This is a genomic window from Pseudodesulfovibrio sp. S3 (genome assembly GCF_004025585.1).
In the GTDB taxonomy this organism is placed as follows: domain Bacteria; phylum Desulfobacterota; class Desulfovibrionia; order Desulfovibrionales; family Desulfovibrionaceae; genus Pseudodesulfovibrio.
The window spans coordinates 54,431-79,563 of sequence record NZ_QTZO01000006.1 but is presented as its reverse complement, the minus strand read 5'-3'; the positions used below and the strand labels follow the sequence as shown (position 1 = coordinate 79,563).

20 protein-coding genes and 2 riboswitches are annotated in these 25,133 nt (G+C 58.4%); of the genes, 17 read left to right on the top strand and 3 right to left on the bottom strand.

The features are described 5' to 3' along the window. Positions 1-210 precede the first annotated feature (210 nt). The 10 genes from DWB63_RS08685 to DWB63_RS08640 all read left to right on the top strand — a co-directional run bounded on the left by DWB63_RS08685 (position 211) and on the right by DWB63_RS08640 (position 11,867). Positions 211-1,575 (top strand): sigma 54-interacting transcriptional regulator, encoded by a 1,365-nt coding sequence (locus DWB63_RS08685; protein ID WP_128328437.1) that lies wholly within the window; start codon positions 211-213, stop codon positions 1,573-1,575. Positions 1,576-1,989: 414 nt separating this feature from the next. Continuing rightward, complete coding sequence (locus DWB63_RS08680) at positions 1,990-2,916, top strand: DMT family transporter (protein WP_128328436.1); 927 nt, start codon at positions 1,990-1,992, stop codon at positions 2,914-2,916. Positions 2,917-3,082: 166 nt separating this feature from the next. Then, positions 3,083-3,574 carry a (2Fe-2S)-binding protein gene (locus DWB63_RS08675; RefSeq protein ID WP_128328435.1) on the top strand — a complete coding sequence of 164 codons (492 nt, stop codon included), beginning with the start codon at positions 3,083-3,085 and terminating at the stop codon, positions 3,572-3,574. Continuing rightward, positions 3,574-5,943, top strand: a complete 2,370-nt coding sequence (locus DWB63_RS08670) for a xanthine dehydrogenase family protein molybdopterin-binding subunit (protein WP_164879827.1) — start codon at positions 3,574-3,576, stop codon at positions 5,941-5,943. Before DWB63_RS08675 ends, DWB63_RS08670 begins: the two co-directional genes overlap by 1 nt. Then, positions 5,943-6,926, top strand: a complete 984-nt coding sequence (locus DWB63_RS08665) for a xanthine dehydrogenase family protein subunit M (RefSeq protein WP_128328433.1) — start codon at positions 5,943-5,945, stop codon at positions 6,924-6,926. The genes DWB63_RS08670 and DWB63_RS08665 overlap by 1 nt, the downstream gene beginning before the upstream one ends. A 22-nt stretch (positions 6,927-6,948) precedes the next feature. Further along, on the top strand, positions 6,949-7,563 hold the full coding sequence (locus DWB63_RS08660) for a nucleotidyltransferase family protein (RefSeq protein ID WP_128328432.1): 615 nt from the start codon (positions 6,949-6,951) through the stop codon (positions 7,561-7,563). A 9-nt stretch (positions 7,564-7,572) separates the two neighbouring features. Beyond that, positions 7,573-8,388, top strand: a complete 816-nt coding sequence (gene yqeB, locus DWB63_RS08655; protein ID WP_128328431.1) for a selenium-dependent molybdenum cofactor biosynthesis protein YqeB — start codon at positions 7,573-7,575, stop codon at positions 8,386-8,388. Then, on the top strand, positions 8,385-9,161 hold the full coding sequence (yqeC, locus tag DWB63_RS08650; protein ID WP_128328430.1) for a selenium cofactor biosynthesis protein YqeC: 777 nt from the start codon (positions 8,385-8,387) through the stop codon (positions 9,159-9,161). Before yqeB ends, yqeC begins: the two co-directional genes overlap by 4 nt. A gap of 70 nt (positions 9,162-9,231) precedes the next feature. Beyond that, positions 9,232-10,812, top strand: a complete 1,581-nt coding sequence (locus tag DWB63_RS08645) for a BCCT family transporter (protein ID WP_164879826.1) — start codon at positions 9,232-9,234, stop codon at positions 10,810-10,812. Between the two features lie 29 nt (positions 10,813-10,841). Further along, positions 10,842-11,867 (top strand): molybdopterin-binding protein, encoded by a 1,026-nt coding sequence (locus DWB63_RS08640; protein WP_128328428.1) that lies wholly within the window; start codon positions 10,842-10,844, stop codon positions 11,865-11,867. A gap of 201 nt (positions 11,868-12,068) precedes the next feature. Here DWB63_RS08640 and DWB63_RS08635 read toward each other — a convergent pair whose 3' ends face one another. Beyond that, positions 12,069-12,332: an RNA-binding protein gene (locus tag DWB63_RS08635; protein WP_128328427.1), complete on the bottom strand. Its 264-nt coding sequence runs from the start codon at positions 12,330-12,332 to the stop codon at positions 12,069-12,071. A 791-nt stretch (positions 12,333-13,123) separates the two neighbouring features. Between DWB63_RS08635 and DWB63_RS08630 the strand changes: the two genes are divergently transcribed. After that, on the top strand, positions 13,124-13,792 hold the full coding sequence (locus DWB63_RS08630; protein WP_164879825.1) for a L,D-transpeptidase family protein: 669 nt from the start codon (positions 13,124-13,126) through the stop codon (positions 13,790-13,792). An 89-nt stretch (positions 13,793-13,881) separates the two neighbouring features. On the opposite strand, the gene DWB63_RS17275 is transcribed toward DWB63_RS08630, so the two are convergent. Together DWB63_RS17275 and DWB63_RS08625 are read right to left on the bottom strand one after the other, a co-directional pair. Then, entirely contained in the window at positions 13,882-14,031 is a 150-nt protein-coding gene (locus DWB63_RS17275; RefSeq protein WP_164879824.1) for a hypothetical protein, read from the bottom strand. A gap of 71 nt (positions 14,032-14,102) precedes the next feature. Then, on the bottom strand, positions 14,103-14,351 hold the full coding sequence (locus DWB63_RS08625) for a hypothetical protein (protein ID WP_128328425.1): 249 nt from the start codon (positions 14,349-14,351) through the stop codon (positions 14,103-14,105). Between the two features lie 271 nt (positions 14,352-14,622). Further along, positions 14,623-14,794, top strand: a riboswitch (cobalamin riboswitch). A gap of 94 nt (positions 14,795-14,888) precedes the next feature. On the opposite strand from DWB63_RS08625, the gene metE reads away from it, so the two are divergent. From metE to DWB63_RS08595, 6 genes are all read left to right on the top strand, one after another. Beyond that, on the top strand, positions 14,889-17,159 hold the full coding sequence (gene metE, locus DWB63_RS08620; protein WP_128328424.1) for a 5-methyltetrahydropteroyltriglutamate--homocysteine S-methyltransferase: 2,271 nt from the start codon (positions 14,889-14,891) through the stop codon (positions 17,157-17,159). 72 nt (positions 17,160-17,231) lie between these two features. After that, positions 17,232-18,107, top strand: a complete 876-nt coding sequence (locus DWB63_RS08615; protein ID WP_128328423.1) for a methylenetetrahydrofolate reductase — start codon at positions 17,232-17,234, stop codon at positions 18,105-18,107. Between the two features lie 87 nt (positions 18,108-18,194). Continuing rightward, a riboswitch (cobalamin riboswitch) is annotated at positions 18,195-18,371 on the top strand. A gap of 174 nt (positions 18,372-18,545) precedes the next feature. Continuing rightward, entirely contained in the window at positions 18,546-20,609 is a 2,064-nt protein-coding gene (locus tag DWB63_RS08610; RefSeq protein WP_128328422.1) for a ribonucleoside triphosphate reductase, read from the top strand. An 18-nt stretch (positions 20,610-20,627) separates the two neighbouring features. After that, positions 20,628-20,855, top strand: coding sequence for a hypothetical protein (locus DWB63_RS08605; protein ID WP_128328421.1), 228 nt, complete (start codon positions 20,628-20,630; stop codon positions 20,853-20,855). A gap of 132 nt (positions 20,856-20,987) precedes the next feature. Continuing rightward, positions 20,988-23,162 carry an MFS transporter gene (locus DWB63_RS08600; protein WP_128328420.1) on the top strand — a complete coding sequence of 725 codons (2,175 nt, stop codon included), beginning with the start codon at positions 20,988-20,990 and terminating at the stop codon, positions 23,160-23,162. 195 nt (positions 23,163-23,357) lie between these two features. After that, complete coding sequence (locus DWB63_RS08595) at positions 23,358-25,133, top strand: ATP-binding protein (RefSeq protein WP_128328419.1); 1,776 nt, start codon at positions 23,358-23,360, stop codon at positions 25,131-25,133.

Genomic DNA, 25,133 nt, shown 5'->3' with positions numbered 1-25,133 from the left:
ATAGCAATATCTTCATTATACGCCAACGGTTGTCAAAGCAAGCACCAATAAAAAAACAACCGGCCTCTTTTGGGGAACCGCATCGGACGGAAGCCATGCCCAGGGGGTAGACCGAAAGCGTCAGGATGGTCATTCCGACAACGTTTTGCTATACGAAGTCCGATGCTCCCGCTCGCTCAAGACCGGGAACGGCAACCATAGGGCGATTTCATGACCAAGACAGAACATTTCGGACTGGATTTCGAGACCTTTGCTCGACTCATCGACAACCTGCACGATGAGGTCATCATCTATGACAACAATTACCATATGCTGTACGTGAACAAGGCATGCGAGCGGCATTACGGCTTCACGCAGGAACAGATGGTCGGCCTGCCGTTCTGGGAAGTGGTCCGCAAACACGCTGCCTGGAACCGTCCGGCACTGCCCGCGGTATATGAGCACAAGCGGCCGATCAAACAGGAGCAGAAGACCTACCTCGGGCTGGATGTCTTGACCATCGCCAATCCCATATTCGATGACAACGGCGAGATAGAATACGTGGTGCTCAACGTCCGGGACAGCCTGCACAAAGTACAGATCCCCAGTCTCGACGAAGTGGAACTCAGCCTTGAGATGGCCGAAGAACCTCACCCCGAAGACCTCATCTATCACAGCACCGCCATGGAAAACGTGGTGCAATCGGCACGCAAGGTCGCAAGCCTGACCGCACCCTGCCTGCTCCTCGGGGAATCCGGCTGCGGCAAGAGCCTGCTGGCAAAATTCATCCACGCCAACAGTATCCGCAAGGATAAGCCGTTCGTGGTCGTCAACTGCGCGGCCATCCCGGATCAACTGTTCGAATCCGAACTTTTCGGCCATGTGAAAGGAGCGTTTTCCGGTGCCACCAACGCCCGCGGCGGCCTCTTTGCCAAAGCCAAGGGCGGAACGCTGTTTCTCGACGAGATTTCGGAACTGCCCTTCCCCATGCAGGCCAAACTGCTCCACGCCGTGCAGGAAATGGAATACCGGCCCGTGGGCAGTTCCCAGACCGTCACGGCCGACGTCCGCATCCTGGCCGCGTCCAACCGCAATCTGGAACGCATGGCCGCAGACGGCACGTTCCGTCAGGATCTCTTTTTCCGGCTCAACGTCTTCGACATCACCATACCTCCCCTGCGCGACCGCAGGGAAGATCTGGTCCCGCTCATTTTCTACTTCTTCAACCACTACGGGAAAAAATACGGCTCCTCGAAGCGCCTCTCGCCTGAAGCGCAATCCCTCCTGTGCCAACACTCCTGGCCGGGCAACGTCCGCGAACTGGCCCACCTCGTGGAGCGCCTCATGGTCACTACCGAAGGTGACACCATCACCATCGACAACCTGCCCACCACCCTCTATCAAACCACACCGTCACTGCCGGAGGGCATCGGCCACACCACCCTCGACGCAGTGCTGGAATCCATGGAAAGAAAACTGATCCTAGACGCCATTGCCATGCATGGCAGCTCCCGCAAGATCGCTTCCGCAATGGGCATCAGCCAAAGCCGCGCCTCTCGCCTCATCCGCAAACACACCGGAAAAACTGAGTCATAAACGACTCTTTGAGTCTTTTTTGACTCAGCAGGACGTACGCGCGTCCGGCTCATTATTCACAAAATTGTGAGTCAAAACCAACTCACTCATCATCTGCACCCCGATTGACCGATCAATTAGCTACACGCTTTAATATCTTGATTTTATTATATTAAATCAAATATTTTTTCGCGCACTTCGTTGGCATATCAGTTGCTTCTATGCAGAACGACACAATGCAAAAAAAATTCTATCGCTCACGTCCTGCAAGGAGGGGCCATTCAACACGCAACTGAGGGAAAACTGGAACTGCATTCACCGTATCCGCACAGCCGTTTCGCTCGCCGCTTTTCCGACATGGGGGCATATCGGGAAAAAACTCCGGCGACCCAAGGACTCAAGATCCGGCGAATGAACAAACTTCGAGGAGAAAAAATGTTTAAGAATCAAGTAGTCGTTGGATCACTGTACGCTTTGCTTGCCACGGTCCTGTGGGCCGGGGCCTTTATCATCGCCCGTCTGGCTGTCGGCCAGATCTCACCCATGACCCTGGGTGCGACCCGTTGGGGCATGGCTCTGCTCATTCTCTCCACCTTCATGCTGCCGAAAGTGAAAAAGGAATGGCCCGTGGCCAAGACTTTCCTGCCGCAAATCATCGCCGCGGCACTGTTCGGTGTGGCCGCATACTCTCCGCTCAGCTATTTCGCAGCACAGACCACCTCTGCCATCAACCTGTCTCTCATTTCCGTCACCACCCCGATCTTCATCGTCATGATCGCAGCCGGAATGGGCCAGAAGCAGTCCCTGAACACCTGGGCAGGCTGTATCGTGGCCCTGCTCGGCTCCTTCTACCTCGTTTCGAACGGAGACATCGACCAGATACTCGGCATGCATTTCGCCGCCGGCGACATCCTGATGCTCGCCGCAGCCGTGGGTTTCGCCGTCTACAGCATCATTCTCAAAAAGACGCCTGAAGGCTTGTCCGGCGGCACCATCATGTACCTCATGTCCTTCTTTGCCGTGCTCATGCTCATACCCTGCGTCATCTGGGAATCCACCCAGCCCAGCATGGTCTTCAACATGAACGGCATCGTCCTGTTCTCCATCACCTTCTCCGCAATCTGCTCCTCCATCATCGCCTGGTGGACCTGGAACATCGGCCTTGAAAAGGCCGGTCCCGAGCTGTGCGGCATGATTTACTATTCCCTGCCCCTGTGGGGCGGCATCTTCGCCTTTGTCTTCCTCGGTGAAAAGCTGAACTCGGTTCACTTCATCTCCGGGGCACTGATCATCGGCGGCATCGCCTGGGCCAGCCGCGGCGGCAAAAAGCCCGAACTGGAAGCCGCCCCCAACCAAGCCTAACAGCGCCTTGACTCCATAATGGGGCGGGCCCTCGGGCCTGCCCCGACGAATTTCCTCCCGCGACCCTGTTGCGGGAAACGGACAAACGCGCCTGCGAGACAGGTTATTCATCAAGAACTCTGGCCGGATACAGGCCGACCGACAACGTTCGACAAAGGGAAGCATCATGACCGAACAACGAAAAAAACTCATCACATTGACAGTGAACGAAGAGGTCCTGTCGATCCCGGTGGAGTCGCACTGGACCCTTTCCAGGGTTCTTCGCAACGACTGTCACCATACCGGAACCAAAGAGGCGTGCGGCGAAGGGGCATGCGGCGCCTGCACCGTGCTCATCAACGGCGTGGCCGTACCCGCGTGCATGGTCCTGGCCGTGGAGCAGGACGGAAAGACCATCGAGACCATCGAAGGGCTGTCCCAAAACGGCGAACTCCACCCCATCCAGGAAGCGTGGCTTGAGGAATACGGCGCACAATGCGGCTTCTGTTCCCCCGGCATGATCATGACCACCAAGTACCTGTTGAGCAGGAACATGACCCCCAGCGACGATGAGATCAAGGAAGCGCTCGGCGGCAACATATGCATCTGCAACAACTACGAGCACATCATCAATGCCGTGCGCAGCGCGGCCAGGAAGATGGCAAAGGAGCAGATCTGATGACTGAACTGACATCCATAGGCAAATCCGTTCGCCAGAAGGACGGACGCGCCCGCGTCACGGGCGAGGCCAGGTACTACGCCGACTTCATCCTGCCGGGAATGCTCCGGACCCGCATCCTGCGCAGCCCGTATCCGGCAGCCGACATCCTCTCCATAGACACGACCGAGGCCCAGGCCGTCCCCGGCGTCCACCTCGTCATGACCCACGAGAATTACCCCACGGCGTTCCGCAAATCACTCTACTACGTCGGCGACCTCGTGGCCGCCGTAATCGCCGACGACGAGACCATTGCCGAAGAGGCCATGGGGCTCATCAGGGTCGAATACGAAAAGAAGAAGTTCGTTGCCAGCCTGGAAGACGCCATGAAGGAAGGCGCTCCCCAGGTTTTCGAGGGCGTCGACAACTGCCAGGACTGGGCATTCCACGCCTACCTGAGCGACCGCGACCCCGAAACCGGCCTGTTCAAGACAAAGACCCCGTCCGACTACAACGGCTTCGGCGACATAGACGAGGGCTTTGAAGAAGCCGACTACATCATCGACCAGAAAGCGCTCAAGTACGCCTACTGCAAAGGCCCGGCCATGGAGCCGCGCGGCTGTACCGCCGACTTCGACGGCACCAAGCTCCATGTGTACACCCACTCTCAGGGAATGCATGACGAAAAGCTCTGCCTGGCCCAGGCCCTGGGCATCCCGTCCAGCATGGTGAACTACGTGGCCCCGTTCACCGGCTCCAGCTTCGGCGGCAAGAACGCCTTCCCGCTGGACCGCAACATCGCCTCCCACTATCTCATGATCGCGGGACTCGCCTGCCTCCACCTGAAAAAACCCGTTCACTGCCCTTATTCCCGAGAAGAAGAGATGGTCAGCGGCTGGTCGCGCGGAAGCCGGACCGATGTTAAAATAGGATTCAAGAAAGACGGCACCCTGACGACCATGGACATGTCCCACTGGCAGGAAACCGGTTCCGGCGGCGACAAGTACCCCGCCAAGAACGCCATGCTCGCAACCGGCGCGGTCCTGTACTCCCGCAACTGCAAGCATCTGCGCGGCAAGATCCGCTACGTGAACACCAACAGGCAGCCCGCTGCCGGATGGCAGGGATACGGCGCCCCCGAAGGCACGTTTGCCGTGGAAACCACCATGGACATCGCCGCCTATGAGCTGGGCATCGACCCGGTGGAACTGCGCAAGATGAACTGTATGCGCGCAGGCGACATCGATTCCGGCTGGGACCCGCTGGTCTACAAATCCGCATTCATATCCTCCTCCGGCATCCGCGACTGCCTCGACGCAGGCGCGGAGAAGCTGGACTGGAAAAACACCTGGCAGCATCCGAAGGAAAAGACGGGCCGCATCCGTCACGGCATGGGCGTGGCCATCTTCGCCATGGGCGCAGGCCGCCCCGGACCGGGCAACTCCTCCGAAGCCATGGTCAAGATCTACCCGGACGGCTCGGCCGCCCTGGTCTGCGCCGTGGCCGACATCGGTCAGGGCCAGCACACCGTCCAATGCCAGATCGTCGCCGAAGTCCTGGGCCTGCCCTACAAAAAGATCGGCCTGGTCTGTCACGACACCGACTCCACACCCTTTGCCACCCTCGTGGCCAACAGTTGCGGCACCTGGATTCAGGGTTGGGCCACCTTCGAGGCCGCCATGGATGCCAAAAAGCAGGTTCTCGCCATGGCCGCAGGCGTCATGGGTGTTGCCCCGGCGGAATTGGAGCTCAATGAAAAGGGCGTCCGCATGATCAACGACCCGGACAGGGGCGTAACCTTTGCCGAAGCCTTCGGCGCGCGCGGCCACTACGGCGGAATCCACGAAGTGACCGGATATTACGTGAACAACTCACCCCACCCGAACGGACTCAAGGACGGCAGAAGCGACCAGGTGTTCATCCCCAAGGAAAAGGGTGCCCAGTTCATCTCCCTGGACATCGACACCGAGACCGGCATGATCGAGAACGTCCTGGTGACCATGGCCCAGAACGTGGGCAAGGCACTGAACCCCAAGATCGTTGCAGGCCAGCTTTCCACCTCCCGCCACGGCGTGGACAATGCCATGCTCGGCAATGACTGCATCATGGACAAACGCAACGGCTGGCTCATGACCCCCAACTGGGTGGATTACCGTCACACCACCATCATGGAATGCGACGTTGATCCCATCGTCATCGAGAAACCCGGCGATCCGACCCATCCGTTTGGAGCCACGGCCTGCGGCGAAGGCGCTGCCTGCCCCACCCTGGCCGCATTCTCCAACGCCATTTACAACGCCATCGGCGTTCGCCTCACCCAAACGCCGTACACCCCTGAAAGCATCCTCATTGGCCTGGGCAAGATCGAAGCCAGAGGGAGGAAAAAATAATGAAACGTTTCAATCACTTTGACGCCACCTCCATTGAAGAGGCGGTTTCTCTCCTGAACGACGGAGAAGGCCCTGCCTACGTCATGGCCGGAGGCAGTGACCTGATGGGCTGCCTCAAGGACAACCTCTGGATGGAAGCACCGGAGAGAATCGTCAACCTCAAGACCATCCCCGGCCTCAAGGACATTCACGTGGAGGAAGACGGCCTGCACGTCGGGGCGCTCGTCACCCTGACCGAAGCAGCCGAATCCGACACGGTCAAGGGACAGTGGCCCGGCCTGGCCGAAGCAGCCCGCCGCACGGCGTCTCCCCTGCTGCGCAACATGGGCACCATCGCAGGCAACATCTGCCAGGAGAACCGCTGCTGGTACTACCGCTACCCGGACAAGATCGGAGGCCGCATCGACTGCGTGCGCAAAGGCGGCCAGAAATGCCTGGCCGTTCCCGGCGACCACCGTTACCACTCCATTTTCGGCGCGGTGAACAAGTGCATCGCGGTGAACCCCAGCGACACGGCTCCTGCCCTCATCGTCCTGAACGCCACGGTCAAGACCTCCAAGCGCGACATTGCCATCGACGCGTTCTTCTCCGCCGAGATGGGCGCACAGTCCACGGTGCTCGGGCGGGATGAAATCGTCACCGAAATAGTGGTCCCCCTGCCCGAAGCCGGTCAGGTCAGCGCCTTCAGAAAAATCGCCTACCGCAAATCCATCGATTTCGCACTGGTCAACTGCGCCGCATCCGTGAGCATGACCGACGGCAAGGTCACCGCCGCACGCATCTGCCTCAACGGCGTATACAACAACCCCCGCCGCTGCGAAGCATCCGAAGCGTTGCTCATGGGCAGGGAGCTGACGGAAGAACTGGCCCGGGAGGCCGGTGAGGCCGCCGTTACCGAAGCCAAGCCCCTGCTCCAGAACGGATTCAAGGTACAGATGGCACGGACCATTGTGGCCGACACCCTCATGGACTGCCTCAAGTAATCTTCAATCAAGGAAGTTTGGCATGTACCATCATTCCGCGAACGTCTCCGGCATCATTCTCGCCGCCGGAAAAGCCGCCCGTATGGGCAGGGACAAGTTGTCCCTGCCCTTCAGGGGGCTCCCCTTGCTCCAACATGTGGTGAACGCCGCCCGCAACTCCGCCCTGCAAGACGTGACCGTGGTGCTGCCCAAAGGGGCTGAACTGCGGCGCACGGTGGACCTCTCCGGTTGCAACGTCGTCACCAGCGTCCATCGCGACATGGGCCAGGCCGAGTCTCTCAAGACCGGCCTGCGCTCGGTCATGGACCACGCCGACGGGTGCATGGCCCTTCTGGGAGACCAACCCCTGATCACGGCCTCGGCCATTGACATGCTCATAGGCGCTTTCGCCCAGCAGCCAGAGTGCTGGGTGGCCCCGGTACAGGAAGGCATGCGCGGCAACCCCATCACCATCCCGTCCTCGTGGTTCCCGAAAGTCTTCGAACTGGAAGGCGACACTGGGGCGCGGCCACTGTTCGGTTCACCCGGACTTGCCCTGCGCCTGGTCCGCATCCATGAGGTCGGACCGTTTATCGACGTAGACACAGAGCAACAATATCAACGGCTTCTTGCCAATTACGATGCAAATACAGCCTAGGAAAACAGCATGTATACCATGAACATTCCCACCATTGCCATTCGCGGCGCAGGAGACCTCGCCACCGGTGTGGCCCTGCGGCTTTACCAGGCCGGATTGTCCCGTGTCCTGCTGCTGGAAACGCCCAGCCCTCTGGCCGTACGCAGAACCGTGGCCTTTTCCGAAGCGGTCTATCACGCTGAAATGACTGTGGAAGGCGTCAAGGCAGTACTCGTCTCGTCCCCGGATCATCTCGAAAAGACATGGGCCGCAGGGGACATCCCGGTGCTGGTCGACCCGCAAGCCAACTCCCTGCCCCTGGTGCAACCGGACGTGCTGGTGGATGCCATTCTCGCCAAACGCAATCTCGGCACCAGCAAGGCCCAGGCTCCCCTGGTCATCGGCCTCGGGCCGGGCTTCACTGCGGGACAGGACGTGCACAGGGTCATCGAAACCAAACGCGGCCACCATCTCGGGCGCGTCATCACCTACGGCCCCGCCGCCCCGAACACGGGTATCCCCGGCACCATCGCCGGATTTTCCATCGAACGTGTCCATTGGGCCGAGCACGATGGCATTTTCACCTCTTCTTTCGACATCGGCCATGTGGTGGAAAAAGGCGACGTCTTCGGCTTCGTGAACGACACCCCGGTGGTGGCGGCACTGTCCGGCGTCATCCGGGGTCTGCTCAGAACCAATACCCCGGTCATGAAACGCACCAAGCTCGCCGACGTGGACCCCAGAGGCACCATCTCCTATTGCAACGAGGTTTCCGACAAGGCTCTCGCCATCGGCGGCGGCGTCCTTGAAGCCATCTGCGAACATCTTTTCCTGCGGTGCGCATGAACAGGATCGCCCCCCTGAGCGCGCCTGCCGCATTCACCTCGCCGGAACACCGGCTTGTCACCGTCATCGGAGCGGGAGGAAAGACGTCACTCCTCCATTGGATCGCCATGAGCAGGGTCGCTGCCGGGCAACGGGTGGTTGTCACCACGACCACCAAAATCCTCCCGCTCCAAGATGTCGAGACCGTCCTGTTGGCCGATGGCCCGGATTACCTGGACCGGTTGCGCCGGGCGTTACGAGAAAATTCCTGTATCGTCACAGCCAAAAGATACGACAAAGCCACAGGAAAACTCATCGGACTGGCCCCGGAAACAGTCGACGCTTTGCACCACTCCGGTGTGGCCGATGCCATCCTGGTGGAAGCTGACGGCGCAGCGCGTAAGCCGCTCAAGGCACCTGGTCCTCACGAACCCGTCATTCCGTTCCAGTCCGACATCTGCATCGGCGTCATGGGCCTGGACGCACTGGGCAATCCCTTCTCGGATCAAACAGTCCATCGCCCCGAACATTTTGCCGGGATCACCGGCGCGGCCCTTGGGGAGTCTCTCTCTGCGGCGCACATGATCAGTGTGACCATGGCCCCAGGCGGGCTGTTCAAAGGATGTCCGCCAAATTGTGAACGCATCGTCCTCCTGAACAAGGCCGACATCCCCGGCGGAAGGGAACTGGTCCACCGCTTCAAAGTCGAACTGGCCGGAAACGATGCCGCCAGGATGCTTCCATGGTTCGCAGGAAGTTGCCACCGGCAAACCCTGTACAGAATCAATCCATAAGGATTGCGATCGAGCATTAACGCTAACTGTCTTGTGTTTTCACTACAGCTCTGAAAGATTGGAGGGAATCATGACAAGAGAAATGAGTCCGCGTACACCGCTTCCGATGTGCCCACCGGAAAAAGGCGGCGTCTGCACGGTATGCTTCTTCGGCGCACTGTCCATCATCCTGGCCACGTGCATTCCGCTCCTGTTGTTTCCCGAGGCAGGTGAACGGGTCATCAACACGATGTTCACATTCGTCACCGTGGAGATGGGCTGGCTGTACATGCTGTTCGGGGCCGGAACGTTCATCCTGCTCATGTGGTTCGCCTTCGGCCCCTTTTCCCGCAAGCGGCTCGGAGACAAAATCGAATACTCGACCTTTTCCTGGATCGGCATGCTTTTCTGTGCCGGTGTGGGTGCAGGCATCATGTTCGGCGGCTCCATCGACTGGGCATATTATGCGGCCTATCCCATGCACGGCGAACCCGCCGGTTCCCTCAAGGCTGCCCAGTGGGGCTGTGCTTACGGCATGTTTCATTGGGGTCCGATCTGCTGGTCCATCTATGCGGTGCTGGCCGTGCCCATCGGCTACAGCTACTACGTCAAGCGCGTTCCCATCCTGAACATTTCCCAGGCCTGTACCGGCCTGCTCGGTGAAAAGGCCAACGGCTGGCCCGGCAAGATCATAGACATCCTGTTCATGACGGGTCTCGTGGCCGGTTCCGCCACGGCCCTCGGCCTGGGCATCCCCATCGTGGCTGCGGCCGTTGCCTCGGTCACCGGGCTGGAGCACTCCTTTGCGCTGGAATTCGGCACCCTGATTTTCGTCACAGCCATATTCTGCATCTCTGCCAGCCTGGGTCTCAAAAAGGGACTGAGCAACCTCTCCGACTTCAACGTGCTCATCGCCATGGCCCTGCTCCTGTTCGTCTTCATCGTCGGCCCGACCGTCTTCCTGACCGACATGGCCATCACGTCCTTAGGCCTGATGTATTCCGAGCTCATCACCATGGCCACCTGGATGGACCCCATGAGCACCTCGGGCTTCACCAAGGACTGGACCGTATTCTACTATGCCTGGTTCGTGGCCTATGCCCCGTTCATGTCCCTGTTCATCGCCAAGATCTCCCGTGGCCGGACAGTCCGCGAAGTCGTGCTCGGCCCGGTCATCGTGGCCTCGCTGGGCTGCGGATGCTTCTATCTCGTGTTCGGCAACTTCGGCCTGCACCTTCAGCTCACCGGCCAGCTTGACGTGGTGACCATGGTCAAGACCGTCAAGGGAGCCACCGCGATCATGGCCATTGCGGATTTCATCCCCATGGCCCCCCTCTACAAACTCGTCTTTGCCGGGGTCACGGCCATCTCCATGGCCACCACCTTTGACGCGGTCTCCTTTGCACTGGCCGCCACCACCACGCGCAAACTCACCCCCGACGAAGAGCCTGCCCGCTGGAACAGATTGTTCTGGGCCATGTCCCTCGGCCTGGTTCCCACGGGCATCATGCTCATCGACGGTCCTTTGTCGGTACTGCAAACAGCGTCCATCGTGGTCGGACTGCCCGTACTCGGCGTGGTCTGCATCGGCGTCGCCTCATTCCTCAAGGAATACGGGCAGACAGGCTGGGTGGAATACGATTCCGCCGCCTGCACGCCGCATGATCTGTAAGCATTCATTCGCATCACTACGAGGTTGTCATGAAAACCATACACGTTGAAAATGCCGTGGGCACCGTCCTGTGCCACGACATCACCCGGATCATTCCCGGCAGCGAAAAAGGCCCTGCTTTCCGTCGCGGCCATGTGGTCACGGAAGCGGACATTCCCACCCTGCTGGATATCGGCAAGGAGCATCTCTACGTCTTCGACCCCCGGGACGGCTACGTTCACGAGGACGAGGCCGCCCGCCGCATAGCCGAGGCAGCCGCCGGTCCCGGCATCACCCTGAGCGCCCCGGTGGAGGGCAAGATCACCCTGTGCGCCGCCCACGACGGACTGCTCGACATCGACACCGACATCCTGTTCAAACTGAACTCGGTCAAGGACGTCATCTTCGGGACCATTCACACCAACCAGCTCGTGAGCAAGGGCCGGGCAATGGCCGGCACCCGCGTCATTCCGCTGGTGGTCACCGAGGAAATCGTGGCCGAAGCCGAAACCCTGCTCCGAACAAACCCACCGCTCATTCAGGTCCGTCCGCTCAAACCGTGCCGTGTAGGCATCGTCACCACGGGCAGCGAAGTCTACAACGGCCGCATCAAGGACAAGTTCGGTCCGGTCATCCGCACAAAATTCAAGGGATACGGTTCCACCCCCATCGGCCAGAAACTCGTGTCGGACGATCCGGCCATGACCGTGGAGGCCATTCAGGACTTCATCGCGGACGGCGCCGACTTCGTGGTGGTCACGGGCGGCATGTCAGTGGACCCGGACGATCAGACGCCCGCTTCCATCCGCAGGGCCGGTGCAGAGGTCGTGGCCTACGGCGCCCCCACCTTTCCCGGTGCCATGTTCATGCTGGCAAAGATCGGCGACGTGCCGGTGGTCGGCCTGCCCGGCTGTGTCATGTACTATCGCGCCAGCATCTTCGATCTGATCATACCCCGCATCCTGGCGGGCAAGGACGTGACCCATGAGGACATCCTCAATCTCGGCCACGGCGGATTCTGCGAAGGATGCGCCGAATGCCGCTACCCGGTGTGCGGTTTCGGCAAGGGCGCCTGACATCTGTGGCCGGGACTGCCGCCAGACCCGGCCACAGACAGGCTGACTCTTGATCGGAAATAGAACAGATGGAATGAACCCGGCCCGCCCACTGGACGCAGGCACCTCTTCGCATCCCGGACATCTGAGGCCAAGGCACAAAAAAAGGCGCCTGTCTCATAAAAGACAGGCGCCTGATGCCTTACGGCTTAAAGACAAAAACTACCAGCGGGGACGCTCTTCACGAGCCTTGGCTTCGTTGACCTTGATATTACGGCCACCGAAGTCCTTACCGTCCAGATTGGCGATAGCTTCACGCGCACCGGCGTCGTCCATTTCGACGAAACCGAAACCACGGGGGCGACCTGTTTCGCGATCCTCGATCAGCTTGACGGAAGTGACTTCGCCATAAGCTGAAAAGGCTGCACGAATTTCGTCTTCAGTAGAAGTCCAGGACAGGTTGCCGACATAAAGATTCTTAGACATTCAAATTCTCCTAAAACGTGATGATGATATAGCGCCCGTGCACTAAAAAAAAGGAACCGTGTACAAGTTGCACACACGGCTCCTATATAGACTTGTATTAATCACAACCAGCTCTGGCCACAGTTTGACCGCGCCTTCACGGGTGCGGCTGGTGTTGTATTTACTATCTAAACAATTTTTGAGGGAAGTCAAGCAATATTTTCCAAAAAAGATGATCACAAAAAAATAATTCGCCCAGTCAGACATTTTTTTAAAACAACAAACTCCTAATAACAACAATTAACAACCTAATTAACATGGACAATTTAGCACTCTGTAAAATTATAAACAGCCGTTCATATGATTTTAAAATTGATTTTCATTGTACAACATCATTGTTACGACATTCGAGACATACACATTTACTATATTACTTATTTCAGTAGAACCTTGTACATGAATTAAAAATTAAAATCGTATTCATATCAGCAATAAATATTTCAGGCAGCCCCGCTCCACCAGCATCCCTGCCGGACACTCCAATAATTGTACCTGACCGTATCAGTTGATTTATCACTGAATACGATGTTATTTACTTCTGAAGTCCGAATGATCCTACAAAATCCGGAGACGACATCATGCCAACACCACAAGCATTATTCCATTCGACACCCCATTTTCTCACGACTTTTCCCGAAAGATGCCTTAAATGCCTACTGCTGGCCCTGCTGTTTTTATCCTCCGCTCCCGCCTGGGCCATGGATGCTCCTCAACCGCCCTCTATTTCTGCCGATAAGAACCAGTCCGCATGGATGCAAAAAAGCCGTCAGCTGATTGTTGTGACCGCCCCGAACTGGGAAAGCCGAAGCGGCACCTTGCGGCGATATGCGCGGACGTCTGACGGCACCTGGCTGCAAACCGGCGAACCGGTTGCCGTCATCCTGGGCAAAGGCGGTCAGGGCTGGGGTCTGGGGCTTCATCCCCCGGATGCAATCCTCCCCGGTGAACCCAGGAAATTCGAAGGGGACGGAAAGGCTCCTGCCGGCATCTTCACCCTGCCCTATGCCTTTGCCTACGACCCTGAGCAGATCGCAGGAACGGCCATGCCCGTACTGGATGTGGAATCGGATTTGTTCTGTGTGGATGATCCCGGATCAGCTCACTACAACACCACGCAACGATTGCCGACCGGTTCAACGGCCCCGTGGAACAGTGCCGAGACCATGCAGCGCAAAGACAATGTCTACAACCTCGGTGTTTTTGTCGGGCACAATTCCGACCACCCGGAGCCGGGCCGCGGTTCCTGTATATTTTTGCATATCCAAAACCCCCAAGGTTCGCCAACAGCCGGGTGCACCGCCATGAGCGAGCGTTCTCTGCAGGAACTCATCCACTGGCTGACCCCGGCAGCGTTCCCCATACTGGTGCAACTGCCTGAGCCTGCCTATGTCCGACTCCGAAAGGCATGGGGATTGCCCTGAGCAAAAAGGTTCACGAGTCACCCAAAAGGGCCGGAACGATCACTCGCTCCGGCCCTTCAATTCATTTCATGAAAACCTGTGGCACAGGTTTAGTTCGTCGGCACTTCGGCTGGATCGGTCTTGGTTTCCTTCAGTTTGGCGCGAAGGGGGGTGTAATATACCGCCGAGCGGATTTCACCGGTACGGGGGTTGAACTTCAGCTTGCTCTCGACGTCATCCGGGAAGCTCCACGCGTACACGTCCCATTCGCCGTCCTTGTAGGTCTTGGCAGGCGGCCCGGCCTTGACCTGAATCTTGGCCAGGGCCTGGTTTATATTATACCGTCAAAGGTTTGGACGATGCGTGCGTAGATGCGGCCGTCAACAGCGGCGAAGGCAATGGCCGGATTGGTGTACTCATGCAGGGCCGTGCGGCAGGGACCGGTATAGTTGTAGTAGCTCACCCCGTCTTTTTCCATATACAGGATGAAATTGCCGCCATCCAGCTCGCTCAGGGGGGTGCCGAAGGCAACCTTGCCACAATCGAAGGCATGGACCGGGACCGGGACGCATAACACCATCAAAAAAGAAAATGGACGCGAGAGCGGGACGCATGGCAGCCTCCAGCTTTATATATGATAATATATTTCATTTAATTCTATTCACACTGAAGCACAATACCCCCCAATGACTCCGGAAAGGACGGACCCGCCATCTGGCTCGCCTGCCGGACGCACTGCTCCACATGCGTCAACCGCCGTTGTTCCTAACCCATTGATTAAAAGACAGGAATAATTCCAAACACCCCTATTGGCCCTCACGAAACCGAGGGCTTGCCTTTTCCCGCACCTTAATATATCAATACATCTTGATATAGTGATTCGGCAAGAAACGGAAAGCGGTGAAAAACCGCTGCGGACGCGCCGCTGTAACCGGCAAAACCCGTTGATGACCACCGATTCAGGGAAGGGATTCAACATGATGGGGCCGGAAGCCAGAAGACGTCTTGCCAGGGAGCAAACAACCTCGTCGCCGGATGGTTTGGCACAGAATCCAAACGGGTCCTGCTGCTGCGAGGTACACGCTCTTGGTCTTTCACCCATAACCATGGAGTAGACATGAACGCGCACGTGCTGGGTTTTCCCAGAATGGGAATCAACCGCGAATTGAAATGGGCCTTGGAGAGCTTTTGGCGGGGAGAAACGACAGAAACCGCTCTGATCGCCATCGCCGAAGACATCAAAAAACGGCATTGGGAGATTCAGGCCAAGGCCGGAATGGACCTGCTGCCGGTCGGAGATTTCTCGCTTTACGACCACGTTCTCGACACCATAGCCCAACTCGGGGCCGTACCTCCGCGATTCCAACGGGAAGGCAGCGGAGTTGATCTGCAAACATATTTTCACATGGCACGTGGACATGCCGAAAACGGCATCCCGGCCATGGAAATGACCAAGTGGTTTGATTCCAACTACCACTACATAGTCCCGGAATTGACTCCGGACATGCGTTTCGAAAAATCCAATTCCCGCCTGCTGGAAGACGCCCTGGCAGCCAGAGAACTCGGATACTCCCCGAAACCGGTCCTGGTCGGACCTGTAACATTCCTCATGCTCGCCAAGGAAGTGGGCACATGCAACCGCTGGGATCATCTGGAAAGCATCACCAATGTCTATTGCGAGATCATAGCCGAGCTTGACGCGCACTGCTCCTGGATTCAGATCGACGAACCGATCCTGTGCACGGACCTCACGGAAGAGGCCAGACAGGCCTTCAGGCTCTCCTACACGAAACTCAAGTCCGCAGCCCTCAGCGCCAGACTGCTACTCACCACCTACTTCGGCGAACTGGACGACAACCTCGATCTGGCATTGTCCCTGCCTGTCAACGGCCTGCATGTCGACCTGGTCCGCGGCCGCAGGCAACTGGAACGCATCCTGGACACGCTGCCGCCGCACATGACCCTGTCGCTCGGCCTGGTAGACGGCAGAAACGTCTGGAAAACCGAATTGGAAACAGCCCTCAGAAAAGTGAATGCCGCCTCCCAGAAAGTGAAGACGAACCAAATCATGATCGGTTCCAGTTGCTCGCTGCTCCACTCCCCCATGGACGCCTCGAACGAGACGGAACTGGCCCCGGAACTGAAGCAATGGATGGCCTTCGCCGTACAGAAGTGCGACGAAATCAACGCGCTGAAACAGGCCGCAATCACCAATGAAAAACCGGCCCTGTTCAACGAAAACACCATGTCGTTGCTTGCCAGGGGCGCTCATGCCGATGTCGTGGACAAACAGACGCGCAGCCGGGTCCAGGCCGTCACGCCCCGGATGTACGAGCGCACATCGCCTTTTGCCGTGCGCTCCGTTGTCCAGAAGGAACGCCTGAAACTCCCCCTTTTCCCGACCACGACCATCGGTTCGTTCCCACAGACAGCCGAGATACGAAAAGCGCGGCTGCAATACAAACAGGGGCAACTGTCGGCAGCGGAATACACCAAAACAATGAAAGCACAAATATCCGAAGTCGTTGACCGCCAGGAAGCGTTGGGACTTGATGTCCTGGTACACGGCGAACCGGAACGGAACGACATGGTCGAATACTTCGGCCAGCAGCTCAGAGGGTTCTGCTTCACGTCAAACGGCTGGGTCCAGAGCTACGGCAGCCGTTGCGTCAAGCCGCCCATCATCTACGGCGACGTCTCCCGCCCGGAAGCCATGACAGTGGACTGGGCCGTGTATGCCCAAAGCCTGACGGACAGGCCCATGAAAGGCATGTTGACCGGCCCCGTGACCATACTGTGCTGGAGTTTCGTCCGCAACGACCTCCCGCGCGAAGATGTCTGCCGCCAGATCGGATTGGCCATTCGGGACGAAGTCGTGGACCTCGAAGCCGCCGGGATCAACATCATCCAGATCGATGAAGCCGCCTTGCGCGAAGGGATGCCCATCCGCAAGGACCAGCAGGAAGCCTACCTGCGCTGGGCAGTGGACTGCTTCCGGCTCGCGGCGGGCGGAGTCGCGGACGCCACCCAGATTCACTCCCACATGTGCTACAGCGAATTCAACGTCATCATGCGGTCCATTGCCGAAATGGACGCCGATGTGATCAGCATCGAGGCAAGCCGCAGCGGCATGGAACTGCTCGACGCATTCAATGCATATCAATACCCGGCAGAGATCGGCCCCGGCGTCTATGACATCCACAGCCCCCGCATCCCCGACACGGACGAAATATACTCGCTCCTCACAAAAGCGCTGAAGGTCATCCCCGCAGAACGGCTCTGGGTCAATCCGGATTGCGGTCTCAAGACCCGGGCCTGGCCGGAAACCACCGCCTCGCTCGGCAACATGGTCCGGGCCGCTGCCAGACTGCGCCGGGAATACGCCTGAAACCGACCATCGACCACATAACCCGAGGGCAGGCGACCGACTGCCTGCCCTCCATGAAGGCAAGGATATGCAATGAAGATCATAGACGCACTCCAACACTCCGAACGATTCCTCTCCCTTGAATTCTTTCCGCCCAAGGAGCAGGCCCAGTGGCCCGGCTTCCTTGATCAGGTCAACCGATTGGCCGGCCTTGATCCGTTGTTCGTTTCCGTAACATACGGTGCCGGGGGCAAATTGCAGGACAACACCCTTGAGATCGCCGCCGCCGTTAACAAACGGTTCGGCCTGACGACCATGGCGCACCTTACCTGCGTCGGCGCCGAACGGGACGCCATAGCCCTGTATATGGACAGGCTGCTGAAGGCGGGCATAGAAAACGTGCTGGCCCTTCGCGGCGACATGCCCGGCGGTAATCCAGAAGCCATCTGGAAGGATTTTTCCCACGCCTCGGACCTGGTGGAATTCGTAAAAAAGGGCTGGCCGGAAATGGGCATCAGCATTGCCTGCTACCCGGACGCGCATCCTGAAGCATCCTCCATCGAAGACGATCTCAAATGGACATGCCACAAGCTTGATGCGGGGGCGGATTTCGCCATAACGCAATTGTTTTTCGATGTACGCCGGTATCACGACCTTGTTCTGCGCCTGCGCAAACGAGGCACGACCCAGCCCATCGTGCCGGGCGTGCTCCCGGTGTTGAGCCTGCAGTCCCTGAACCGGATACTGGCCCTGTGCGGCGCGAACATCCCGTTGAGGCTGTATCTCGAATTGCAGGAGGCCCATGACCGGGGCGGCGACACGGCCGTGAGGCAGAAAGGGATCGAAATAGCCAGACGGCAAATCAGGGAACTGCTCGCCCTGGGAGCACCGGGCATCCACCTTTATTCCCTCAACAATGCGGACATCTGCCTCGACATCCTCACGGACCTGCCGGAGCTGGACGGATAAACGGCATCCACACGGCGAGAAAACAAAGAGCGAGGAATTCTTCGAAAACAGACTTGCGGTCCGGCCCTGCCTGAGATAGTTTTATCGCCATCAAGATGTCCTTCAGGTGGCCGCAAGGTCATAACAGGGAATCCGGTGCGAAGCCGGAGCGGTCCCGCCGCTGTAATCCCCACGGAAGGTCCGATCCAACAAGCCACTGCCCAGAGCGGGAAGGCGGAACGGACAGGGAAAGCCAGAAGACCTACCTGAAGCATTTCCTGCCGGATGCGGTTCGCGGAAGCCGCACACGGACATGAATGTGTACACCCGACAACTGTTGCCGGATTTTCCTTGGTCCTGCCTTTGGAAATGATACCGGCAACCGCACAAGCAATACATCAAGAGGCCTCCGCCTCTTTTTGACACGGTCCGCGCCCTGTTGCCTGTCAAGAGACCCTTATGCCTATTCAGATTCAAAAACGCGATGGATGCATCGAAACGTGGTCGACCAAACGTATTGGCGACGCAATCTTCAAAGCCCTCAAGGGCAGCGGCATCAAAGACCCGATACTGGCCGAACGGCTGGCCGGAAAAGTGGAGAAAAAGCTCGATGGCGTGGATGTGCCGGAGCAGGAACAGGTGCAGGACATGGTGCAACAGGTCCTCATGGAAGCACGCCTGTACAAGGTCGCCGAGCGCTATATCATATACCGCGAAAAACGCAGGGAACTGCGCTCCCAGAATGAGGCCTTCCTGGACATCACCACCGTCATAGAAAGCTACCTCGACAACATCGACTGGCGGGTCAGCGAAAACTCCAACATGGTCCATTCCTACCAGGGCCTGATCCTGCACATGGCCGGATCGGTCCAGGCGCGATACATGCTGGAAAAATATCCCGAGGAAGTGCGCATGGCTCACACCCATGGATACTTTCATCTCCACGACCTCTCCTTCGGCCTGGCCGGGTATTGTTCGGGATGGAGCCTGCGCGATCTGCTGCTGGAAGGATTCAATCTGCGCGACAGATGCTCCTCCACACCGGCAAAGCACTTTGACGCGGCCTGCGGCCAGATCGTCAACTTCCTCGGCACACTCCAGAACGAATGGGCCGGAGCACAGGCGTTCAACAACGTCGACACCTACCTGGCCCCGTTCATCCGGCACGACAACCTTGACTACAACGGGGTCAAACAGCAGGTCCAGAAACTGCTGCACAACCTGAACGCCACCTCGCGATGGGGCGGACAGAGCCCGTTCACCAACTTCACCTTCGACTTCGTGCCGCCATCGCACATCGCCAAGGAAGCCATCATCATCGGCGGCAAGCTGCAGGACTCCACCTATGGCGAATATGCCGAAGAAATGGCCATGATCAACAGGGCCTTCCTTGAAGTCATGATCGAGGGCGATGCCGACGGACGCATCTTCTCCTTCCCCATCCCCACGTACAACGTGACCAAGGATTTCCCGTGGGAATCCGAGGAAGGAAAACTGCTCCTCAAGATGACCGCCAAATACGGCGCGCCCTACTTCCAGAACTTCATCAACTCGGACCTCAACCCCGAAGACGTCCGCTCCATGTGCTGCCGGTTGCAGATGGATCTGCGGGAAATCCGCAAGAAAACCGGCGGCCTGTTCGGAGCGGGCGATCTGACCGGCTCCATCGGCGTGGTCACGCTGAACCTGTCCAAGCTGGCCTACCTCGCCAACAACGAGGAAGACTTCTTCGATCTGGTCTCCGAATATGCCCAACTGGCAAGCGAATCCCTGGAATTCAAGCGCAAAATCGTCGAAAAGAATCTGGACGCAGGCATGTTCCCGTTCTCCCGACGCTATCTGAAAAACGGCTTCAAAGGCCATTTCTCGACCATCGGCCTCATCGGCGGCCACGAAGCGTGCATGAACCTGCTGGGCAAGGGCATCGACACCCCGTCCGGTTCACGCCTGATGCAACAGACCCTCAACCTCCTGCGCCGACTGGTCGTGAAGTTTCAGGAAGAGACCGGCAATCTCTACAACCTTGAGGCAACGCCGGGCGAAGGCACCTGCTACCGCCTGGCAAAAATCGACAAAGAGCTCTACTCCGACATCTACACTTCGGGCGGAGAAACCCCGTACTACACCAACTCCACCCTGCTGCCCGTGGGCGCCAGTTCCGACGCCTTCTTTGCCCTGGAGCATCAAAACGATCTCCAGACGCTCTACAATGGCGGAACGGTCTTCCACACCTTCCTGGGCGAGGCCGCACCGGATGAGGAAAGCGTGAAGAACTTCCTGCTCAAGGCCATGAGCAAGACCAAGATCCCGTACATCTCCGTCACGCCGACGTTCTCGGTCTGCGAAGATCACGGCTATATATATGGAGAGCACTTCGACTGCCCGACCTGCGGCAAAGAGGCCGAGGTGTACACCAGGGTCGTGGGCTACTATCGTCCTGTGGGCCGCTGGAACAAGGGCAAACAGGAAGAATACAAGGACCGTGTCGAATATACCCAGGAAACATTCTGCGCCACTGCATAAGGTGACCGGAGACCCCCGATGATCCTCGACGCCAACCAGATTGCCGCCATCAGGCAGCACAACGACGAAGAACTGCGCAAGGGTAGCCGTGCAACGCACGGCTACCCCGCCCAGACGGTCAAGAACCTGCTGCACACCATCGAGGCGCTGAAAAAAGAAAAACGAAAGTGGAAGAAACTGGCGCAAGCTCGGGGCAAGGCGCTGGAGGACATCTGCGAAATTGCGGCCGGGTCCAATCACCTCTAGCCGAAAACTCCCGGCCTGGGCAGCCCGGAACCATGCGGTTGCCAGACGCATTTTCCGGCTTCCGAGTCTTGCAAGCAAAACCTTTTACAGTCACAGTGTGCAGGAAACCAACGCATTCCCCAGAGCAAGACCATGAAGGACACCCAAAATTCAGCCAACCAGGAACGCCGGGCGCTCGCAGGCATTCTGGCCAATGGATTCTTCTCCTCTCTGGGCATTGGTCTCTTTGCCTTTACCGTACCGCTCGTCAGCCTTGACGCCAGGATCAGCGGCGCATGGCTCGGCAGCGCCTTTGCCGGATACTATCTCGCAAAACTCCTTGCCGCCCCCTTGAGCGGCCTGGCATCGGACCGATTCGGAGCCAGACCCCTGCTCCTGTGCGCCACCCTGACCGGTGCGCTGGCTCCGCTGCTGTACCTGGCCTCCCAAAGCCTGGAAACCCTCTATGCCATCCAGTTCATTCTGGGGCTGATCTCCGGCCTGCTCAAACCCGTGGGCATGGCCGTCCTCGGCAGCAACACCTCCCGCGCCCCTCTGGCAAAATATTTCGCCCTCCACGCGCTGGTCTTCAACATCGCGGTCTTCACAGGCCCGCTCCTGGGCGGCCTGCTGTACCTCGACAGGACGATCGCCCCGGTCCTGACAGCCGTTTCCCTGTGCATGGGGGCCGCCGCACTGCTGACCGCCGTTCTGCTGCCTGCAAAGCTGAAGACGAAAACCGCCCCGCAGCCGAGACACATTTCCGACGGCAAGACCCACACCGGGGCATTGATGCTGGCCATCTTCGGCCGGACCATCGGCATCGGGTTCCTGGCCGCCTTTTACCCCATCCTGTTGAGCACGGCCCTGGGCCGGGGCATCACCGTGGCCGTCCTGTTCGCTGTTCCCGCCCTGGCCGCCTGCCTGGTCCTTGCGGCCATGAACCGGTACTACGGGACCGGAAACGAAGAGGCCCTGACCGTTTACGGCATGCTCATCAGCGCGTGCGCAATGTTCTTTCTGGGCGAATCCGGCACCATCTGGGCATTCCTTGGCCTGGGTTGCGCCATGGGCGTGGGCACGGCCATCTCGGTACCCGCTTCCATGGCCATGGCGGCTCGCCTGTCGCAAAACCAGGGCCTCATCTTCGGCACCGCACAGTTCGCAGCCGGTGCGGGATTCCTGCTCGGGCCGCTGGTGGGCGGTTTCCTGATCCCGGCAACCCACGCCATCGGCCCGCCCTTGCAGCTTGCCGCGGCCATCGGCGCGCTGTCCTGCGTTCCCCTGGCCGGGGTCATGCTCAAAACCCGACTCCATTTCGGCAGGGGCACGGCCTGGGCACTGGCCCTGATCCTGGCCGTTATCCTGGCCCTTCCGGCAGGGGTCCGGCTGCACGGGCAGTGGCCGAACGACCACGCCGCCCCAGGCACCTACCGATACACGGACGTGGCCATGGGCACCATCGTCAACCTGACATTGGTGGCGGACAGCCGTACCCAAGCCGACCGCGCAGCCGCCAAGGCCGTCGACGCCATGCGCGCACTCCAGCAGGACTTCGACTTCCGCAGCCCCGGCGCCTCCATAGAACGGATCAACCGCAGTGCGGGGCTGGGATGGGTCAAACCCTCCCGCCGCACCTTCGATCTCCTCAAGCGGACCCTGATCATCAGCGAGCAATCCCAGGGCGTCTTCGACCCCACTGTCGGCGCCTTCACCACATCCCGGCTCTACTTCGCCCTGGACACGGACCTGGCCCGCAGCAAAAAGGCGCTGGTCGACTATCGGCAGGTCCGGTTGGATGAAGCGCAGCACCGCGTGCGCCTGGATCGACAGGGCATGGCCCTGGACCTGGGCGGCATCGCCAAGGGGACTGTCATCGACGAGGCTGTCCGGCTGCTGAAGGATCTGGGCATTGATGCGGGCATCGTGGAGGCGGGCGGAGACTTCTACTGTTTCGGCAAACAGGACTGGACCGTCGGCATCCGTCATCCCCGGAGCAAAACCCTCTACGGAACCATGACCATCCGCGAACGGGGCGTATGCGGCTCCGGCGACTATCAGCAGTTCGTCACGGTGGAAAAAGACGGCAGCGCCGAACGGCACCATCACATCATTGATCCGGCGACCATGCTCTCTGCCGACGAATCCATCGGAGCCACGGTCATTGCCGACAGTGCCGAACGGGCCGACGCCCTGGCTACGACCATATTCATCATGGGACCGCAAGCCGGACGTACCTTCATGGACACCTTCTATGCCGACGATGCAGCCATCTGGTTCGCTCCGGACCAGTCCGTGACCATGACCTCCAACTTTCCCCTGCAATGAGGGCACCGTGGCAATGGCGGTATCATTCTTGCTTGTATACTCTTTTGAGGATATGACTTATAGCGATTTAAACGTACAAAAAAAGCCGGTTAGGATGAACTCAAAATTGTCGGGCACCTTTTGCCCACTCCCTTTGAGCGGATTTCCGCCGACTCGCGATTGCACCCGCCATTCTGACAACATCAGGTCGAGGCCATGAGTTTTTTGAACAGCATCAACATACGGACCGGCCCTTTTGTCCTCTCGATGGTGCTGATGCTCGCCATCCCGCTGGGCGTGGCCACGTTGGTCCAGTACAACTATATCCTTGAACTCGAACGCGTCTCCACTGAACGGCTCAACCTCTACGAAAGCACCCTCAAGTCCGAACTGAAAAAATTCGAATATCTTCCCTATCTGATATCGGAAACCAGCACGGTTTCCAAAATACTCAGCGAAGGTGGCGACCCGCACATCGTCAGCATTTTTCTCGAAAAGGCCAACAGCATTGCCGGCTCCTCCGTGCTGTATGTGCTCAACACCGACGGAACCGTCATCGCCGCAAGCAACTGGCGGCTGAAAAAAAATTTCCTGGGCCTTCAGCTTCAGTTCCGCCCCTATTTTCAGGATGCCATGGCAGGCAGGCAGGGAAAATTCTACGGCGTGGGCGTCAATGTCGGAAACCCCGGCTTCTACCTGTCCCATCCCGTGCGAAGCAATGGCAAGATCGTCGGCGTGGCCGTGGCCAAGATAGCCCTCTCGCCCCTGGAAAATATCTGGCAGGAAGGCGGAGAAACCCTGTTTGTCGCGGACCTGCACGGCGTCATCGTTTTGGCCAGCCGCCCGGACTGGAAATACCGAACCCTGGCCCCGCTCTCAAAAGAGACAATAGAAACAATCAATGAAATGGCACAGTACCCCGAGTTCAAACTGAAGCCATTATCTTCCAAGACCACCAATCGCATGGCTTCGGCCCAGGAAGTCAAAATAGGCAAGGAAAACTTCCTCAAGAACTCGCGTTCCATTCCGGTTATGGACTGGACAATAACGTACCTCATGCCCTTGGGGCCGCTTTGGGAACGAACCCTCGGCATATCCATGACCACCTTCATCCTGATCGGTCTTGCCCTGCTGACCCGGCTCTTCTTCCGGGAGCGGCAACAACGGCAAATTTCCCGCCTTCAGGCCATAGAGGCCAGCCATATCCGGGACATCAACAAGAAACTGGCCCAGGAAATCGAGGAACACAAACGCACCGAGCACGAACTCCGGTCCGCGCAGGAAGAATTGATCCAGGCGGGCAAACTCGCGGCCCTGGGCGAAATGGCCGCCGCCATAACCCACGAACTGAACCAGCCCATTGCTGCGGTCAAGACCTATATCGCCAGTTGCCGACTCATGCTCAAGCGCAACGACCTCGAAAAGCTGGACCCCACCCTGCAAAAGGTCTCGGAACTCGGCGACCGCATGGGCACCGTCACGGGCCAGCTCAAGTCCTTTGCACGAAAGTCCTCGAACACGAAAAGCGAATTCGACCTCAGGCTCGCAATCCAGGAATCCCTGACCCTCATGAAACACCAGTTTCACGTGGAAAACTGCGAACTTGAGATGCACATCACCGATGAGCCCGTCTACATCATCGGTGACCGCTTCCGGCTGGAGCAGGTTCTCATAAATCTATTCCGCAACGCCCTGGATGCATTACAGAACACTAAATCCCCGACCGTCGGCATCAGTTTGAGAAAGGTCAAGGAGCGGGCCAAAATCCACGTTTGGGACAATGGCCCCGGCATTTCGGAACCCGGGGTCAAAAAGATATTCGACCCCTTTGTCACGACCAAGAAGGAAGGGCACGGTGTGGGACTCGGCCTTTCCATATCGTACAAGATCATCAAGGACATGAACGGTGATTTCCGTGCGGCAAACAGAGAAGGCCAGGGTGCCGAATTCTTTGTCCACATCCCGTTGGCCAGGAAAAAGGAGAGTGAATAA

Bases quoted from the DNA above. Each gene is read 5' to 3' on its own strand.
- DWB63_RS08665 (WP_128328433.1), top strand. From the start codon at position 5,943: ATGAAACGTTTCAATCACTTTGACGCCACCTCCATTGAAGAGGCGGTT.
- DWB63_RS08605 (WP_128328421.1), top strand. From the start codon at position 20,628: ATGATCCTCGACGCCAACCAGATTGCCGCCATCAGGCAGCACAACGAC.
- DWB63_RS08640 (WP_128328428.1), top strand. From the start codon at position 10,842: ATGAAAACCATACACGTTGAAAATGCCGTGGGCACCGTCCTGTGCCAC.
- DWB63_RS08595 (WP_128328419.1), top strand. From the start codon at position 23,358: ATGAGTTTTTTGAACAGCATCAACATACGGACCGGCCCTTTTGTCCTC.
- DWB63_RS08635 (WP_128328427.1), bottom strand. From the start codon at position 12,332: ATGTCTAAGAATCTTTATGTCGGCAACCTGTCCTGGACTTCTACTGAA.
- DWB63_RS08600 (WP_128328420.1), top strand. From the start codon at position 20,988: ATGAAGGACACCCAAAATTCAGCCAACCAGGAACGCCGGGCGCTCGCA.
- DWB63_RS08625 (WP_128328425.1), bottom strand. From the start codon at position 14,351: ATGGTGTTATGCGTCCCGGTCCCGGTCCATGCCTTCGATTGTGGCAAG.
- DWB63_RS08615 (WP_128328423.1), top strand. From the start codon at position 17,232: ATGAAGATCATAGACGCACTCCAACACTCCGAACGATTCCTCTCCCTT.
- DWB63_RS08645 (WP_164879826.1), top strand. From the start codon at position 9,232: ATGACAAGAGAAATGAGTCCGCGTACACCGCTTCCGATGTGCCCACCG.
- DWB63_RS08630 (WP_164879825.1), top strand. From the start codon at position 13,124: ATGCAAAAAAGCCGTCAGCTGATTGTTGTGACCGCCCCGAACTGGGAA.
- DWB63_RS08670 (WP_164879827.1), top strand. From the start codon at position 3,574: ATGACTGAACTGACATCCATAGGCAAATCCGTTCGCCAGAAGGACGGA.
- DWB63_RS08685 (WP_128328437.1), top strand. From the start codon at position 211: ATGACCAAGACAGAACATTTCGGACTGGATTTCGAGACCTTTGCTCGA.
- DWB63_RS08675 (WP_128328435.1), top strand. From the start codon at position 3,083: ATGACCGAACAACGAAAAAAACTCATCACATTGACAGTGAACGAAGAG.
- metE (WP_128328424.1), top strand. From the start codon at position 14,889: ATGAACGCGCACGTGCTGGGTTTTCCCAGAATGGGAATCAACCGCGAA.
- DWB63_RS08680 (WP_128328436.1), top strand. From the start codon at position 1,990: ATGTTTAAGAATCAAGTAGTCGTTGGATCACTGTACGCTTTGCTTGCC.
- DWB63_RS08660 (WP_128328432.1), top strand. From the start codon at position 6,949: ATGTACCATCATTCCGCGAACGTCTCCGGCATCATTCTCGCCGCCGGA.
- yqeC (WP_128328430.1), top strand. From the start codon at position 8,385: ATGAACAGGATCGCCCCCCTGAGCGCGCCTGCCGCATTCACCTCGCCG.
- yqeB (WP_128328431.1), top strand. From the start codon at position 7,573: ATGTATACCATGAACATTCCCACCATTGCCATTCGCGGCGCAGGAGAC.
- DWB63_RS08610 (WP_128328422.1), top strand. From the start codon at position 18,546: ATGCCTATTCAGATTCAAAAACGCGATGGATGCATCGAAACGTGGTCG.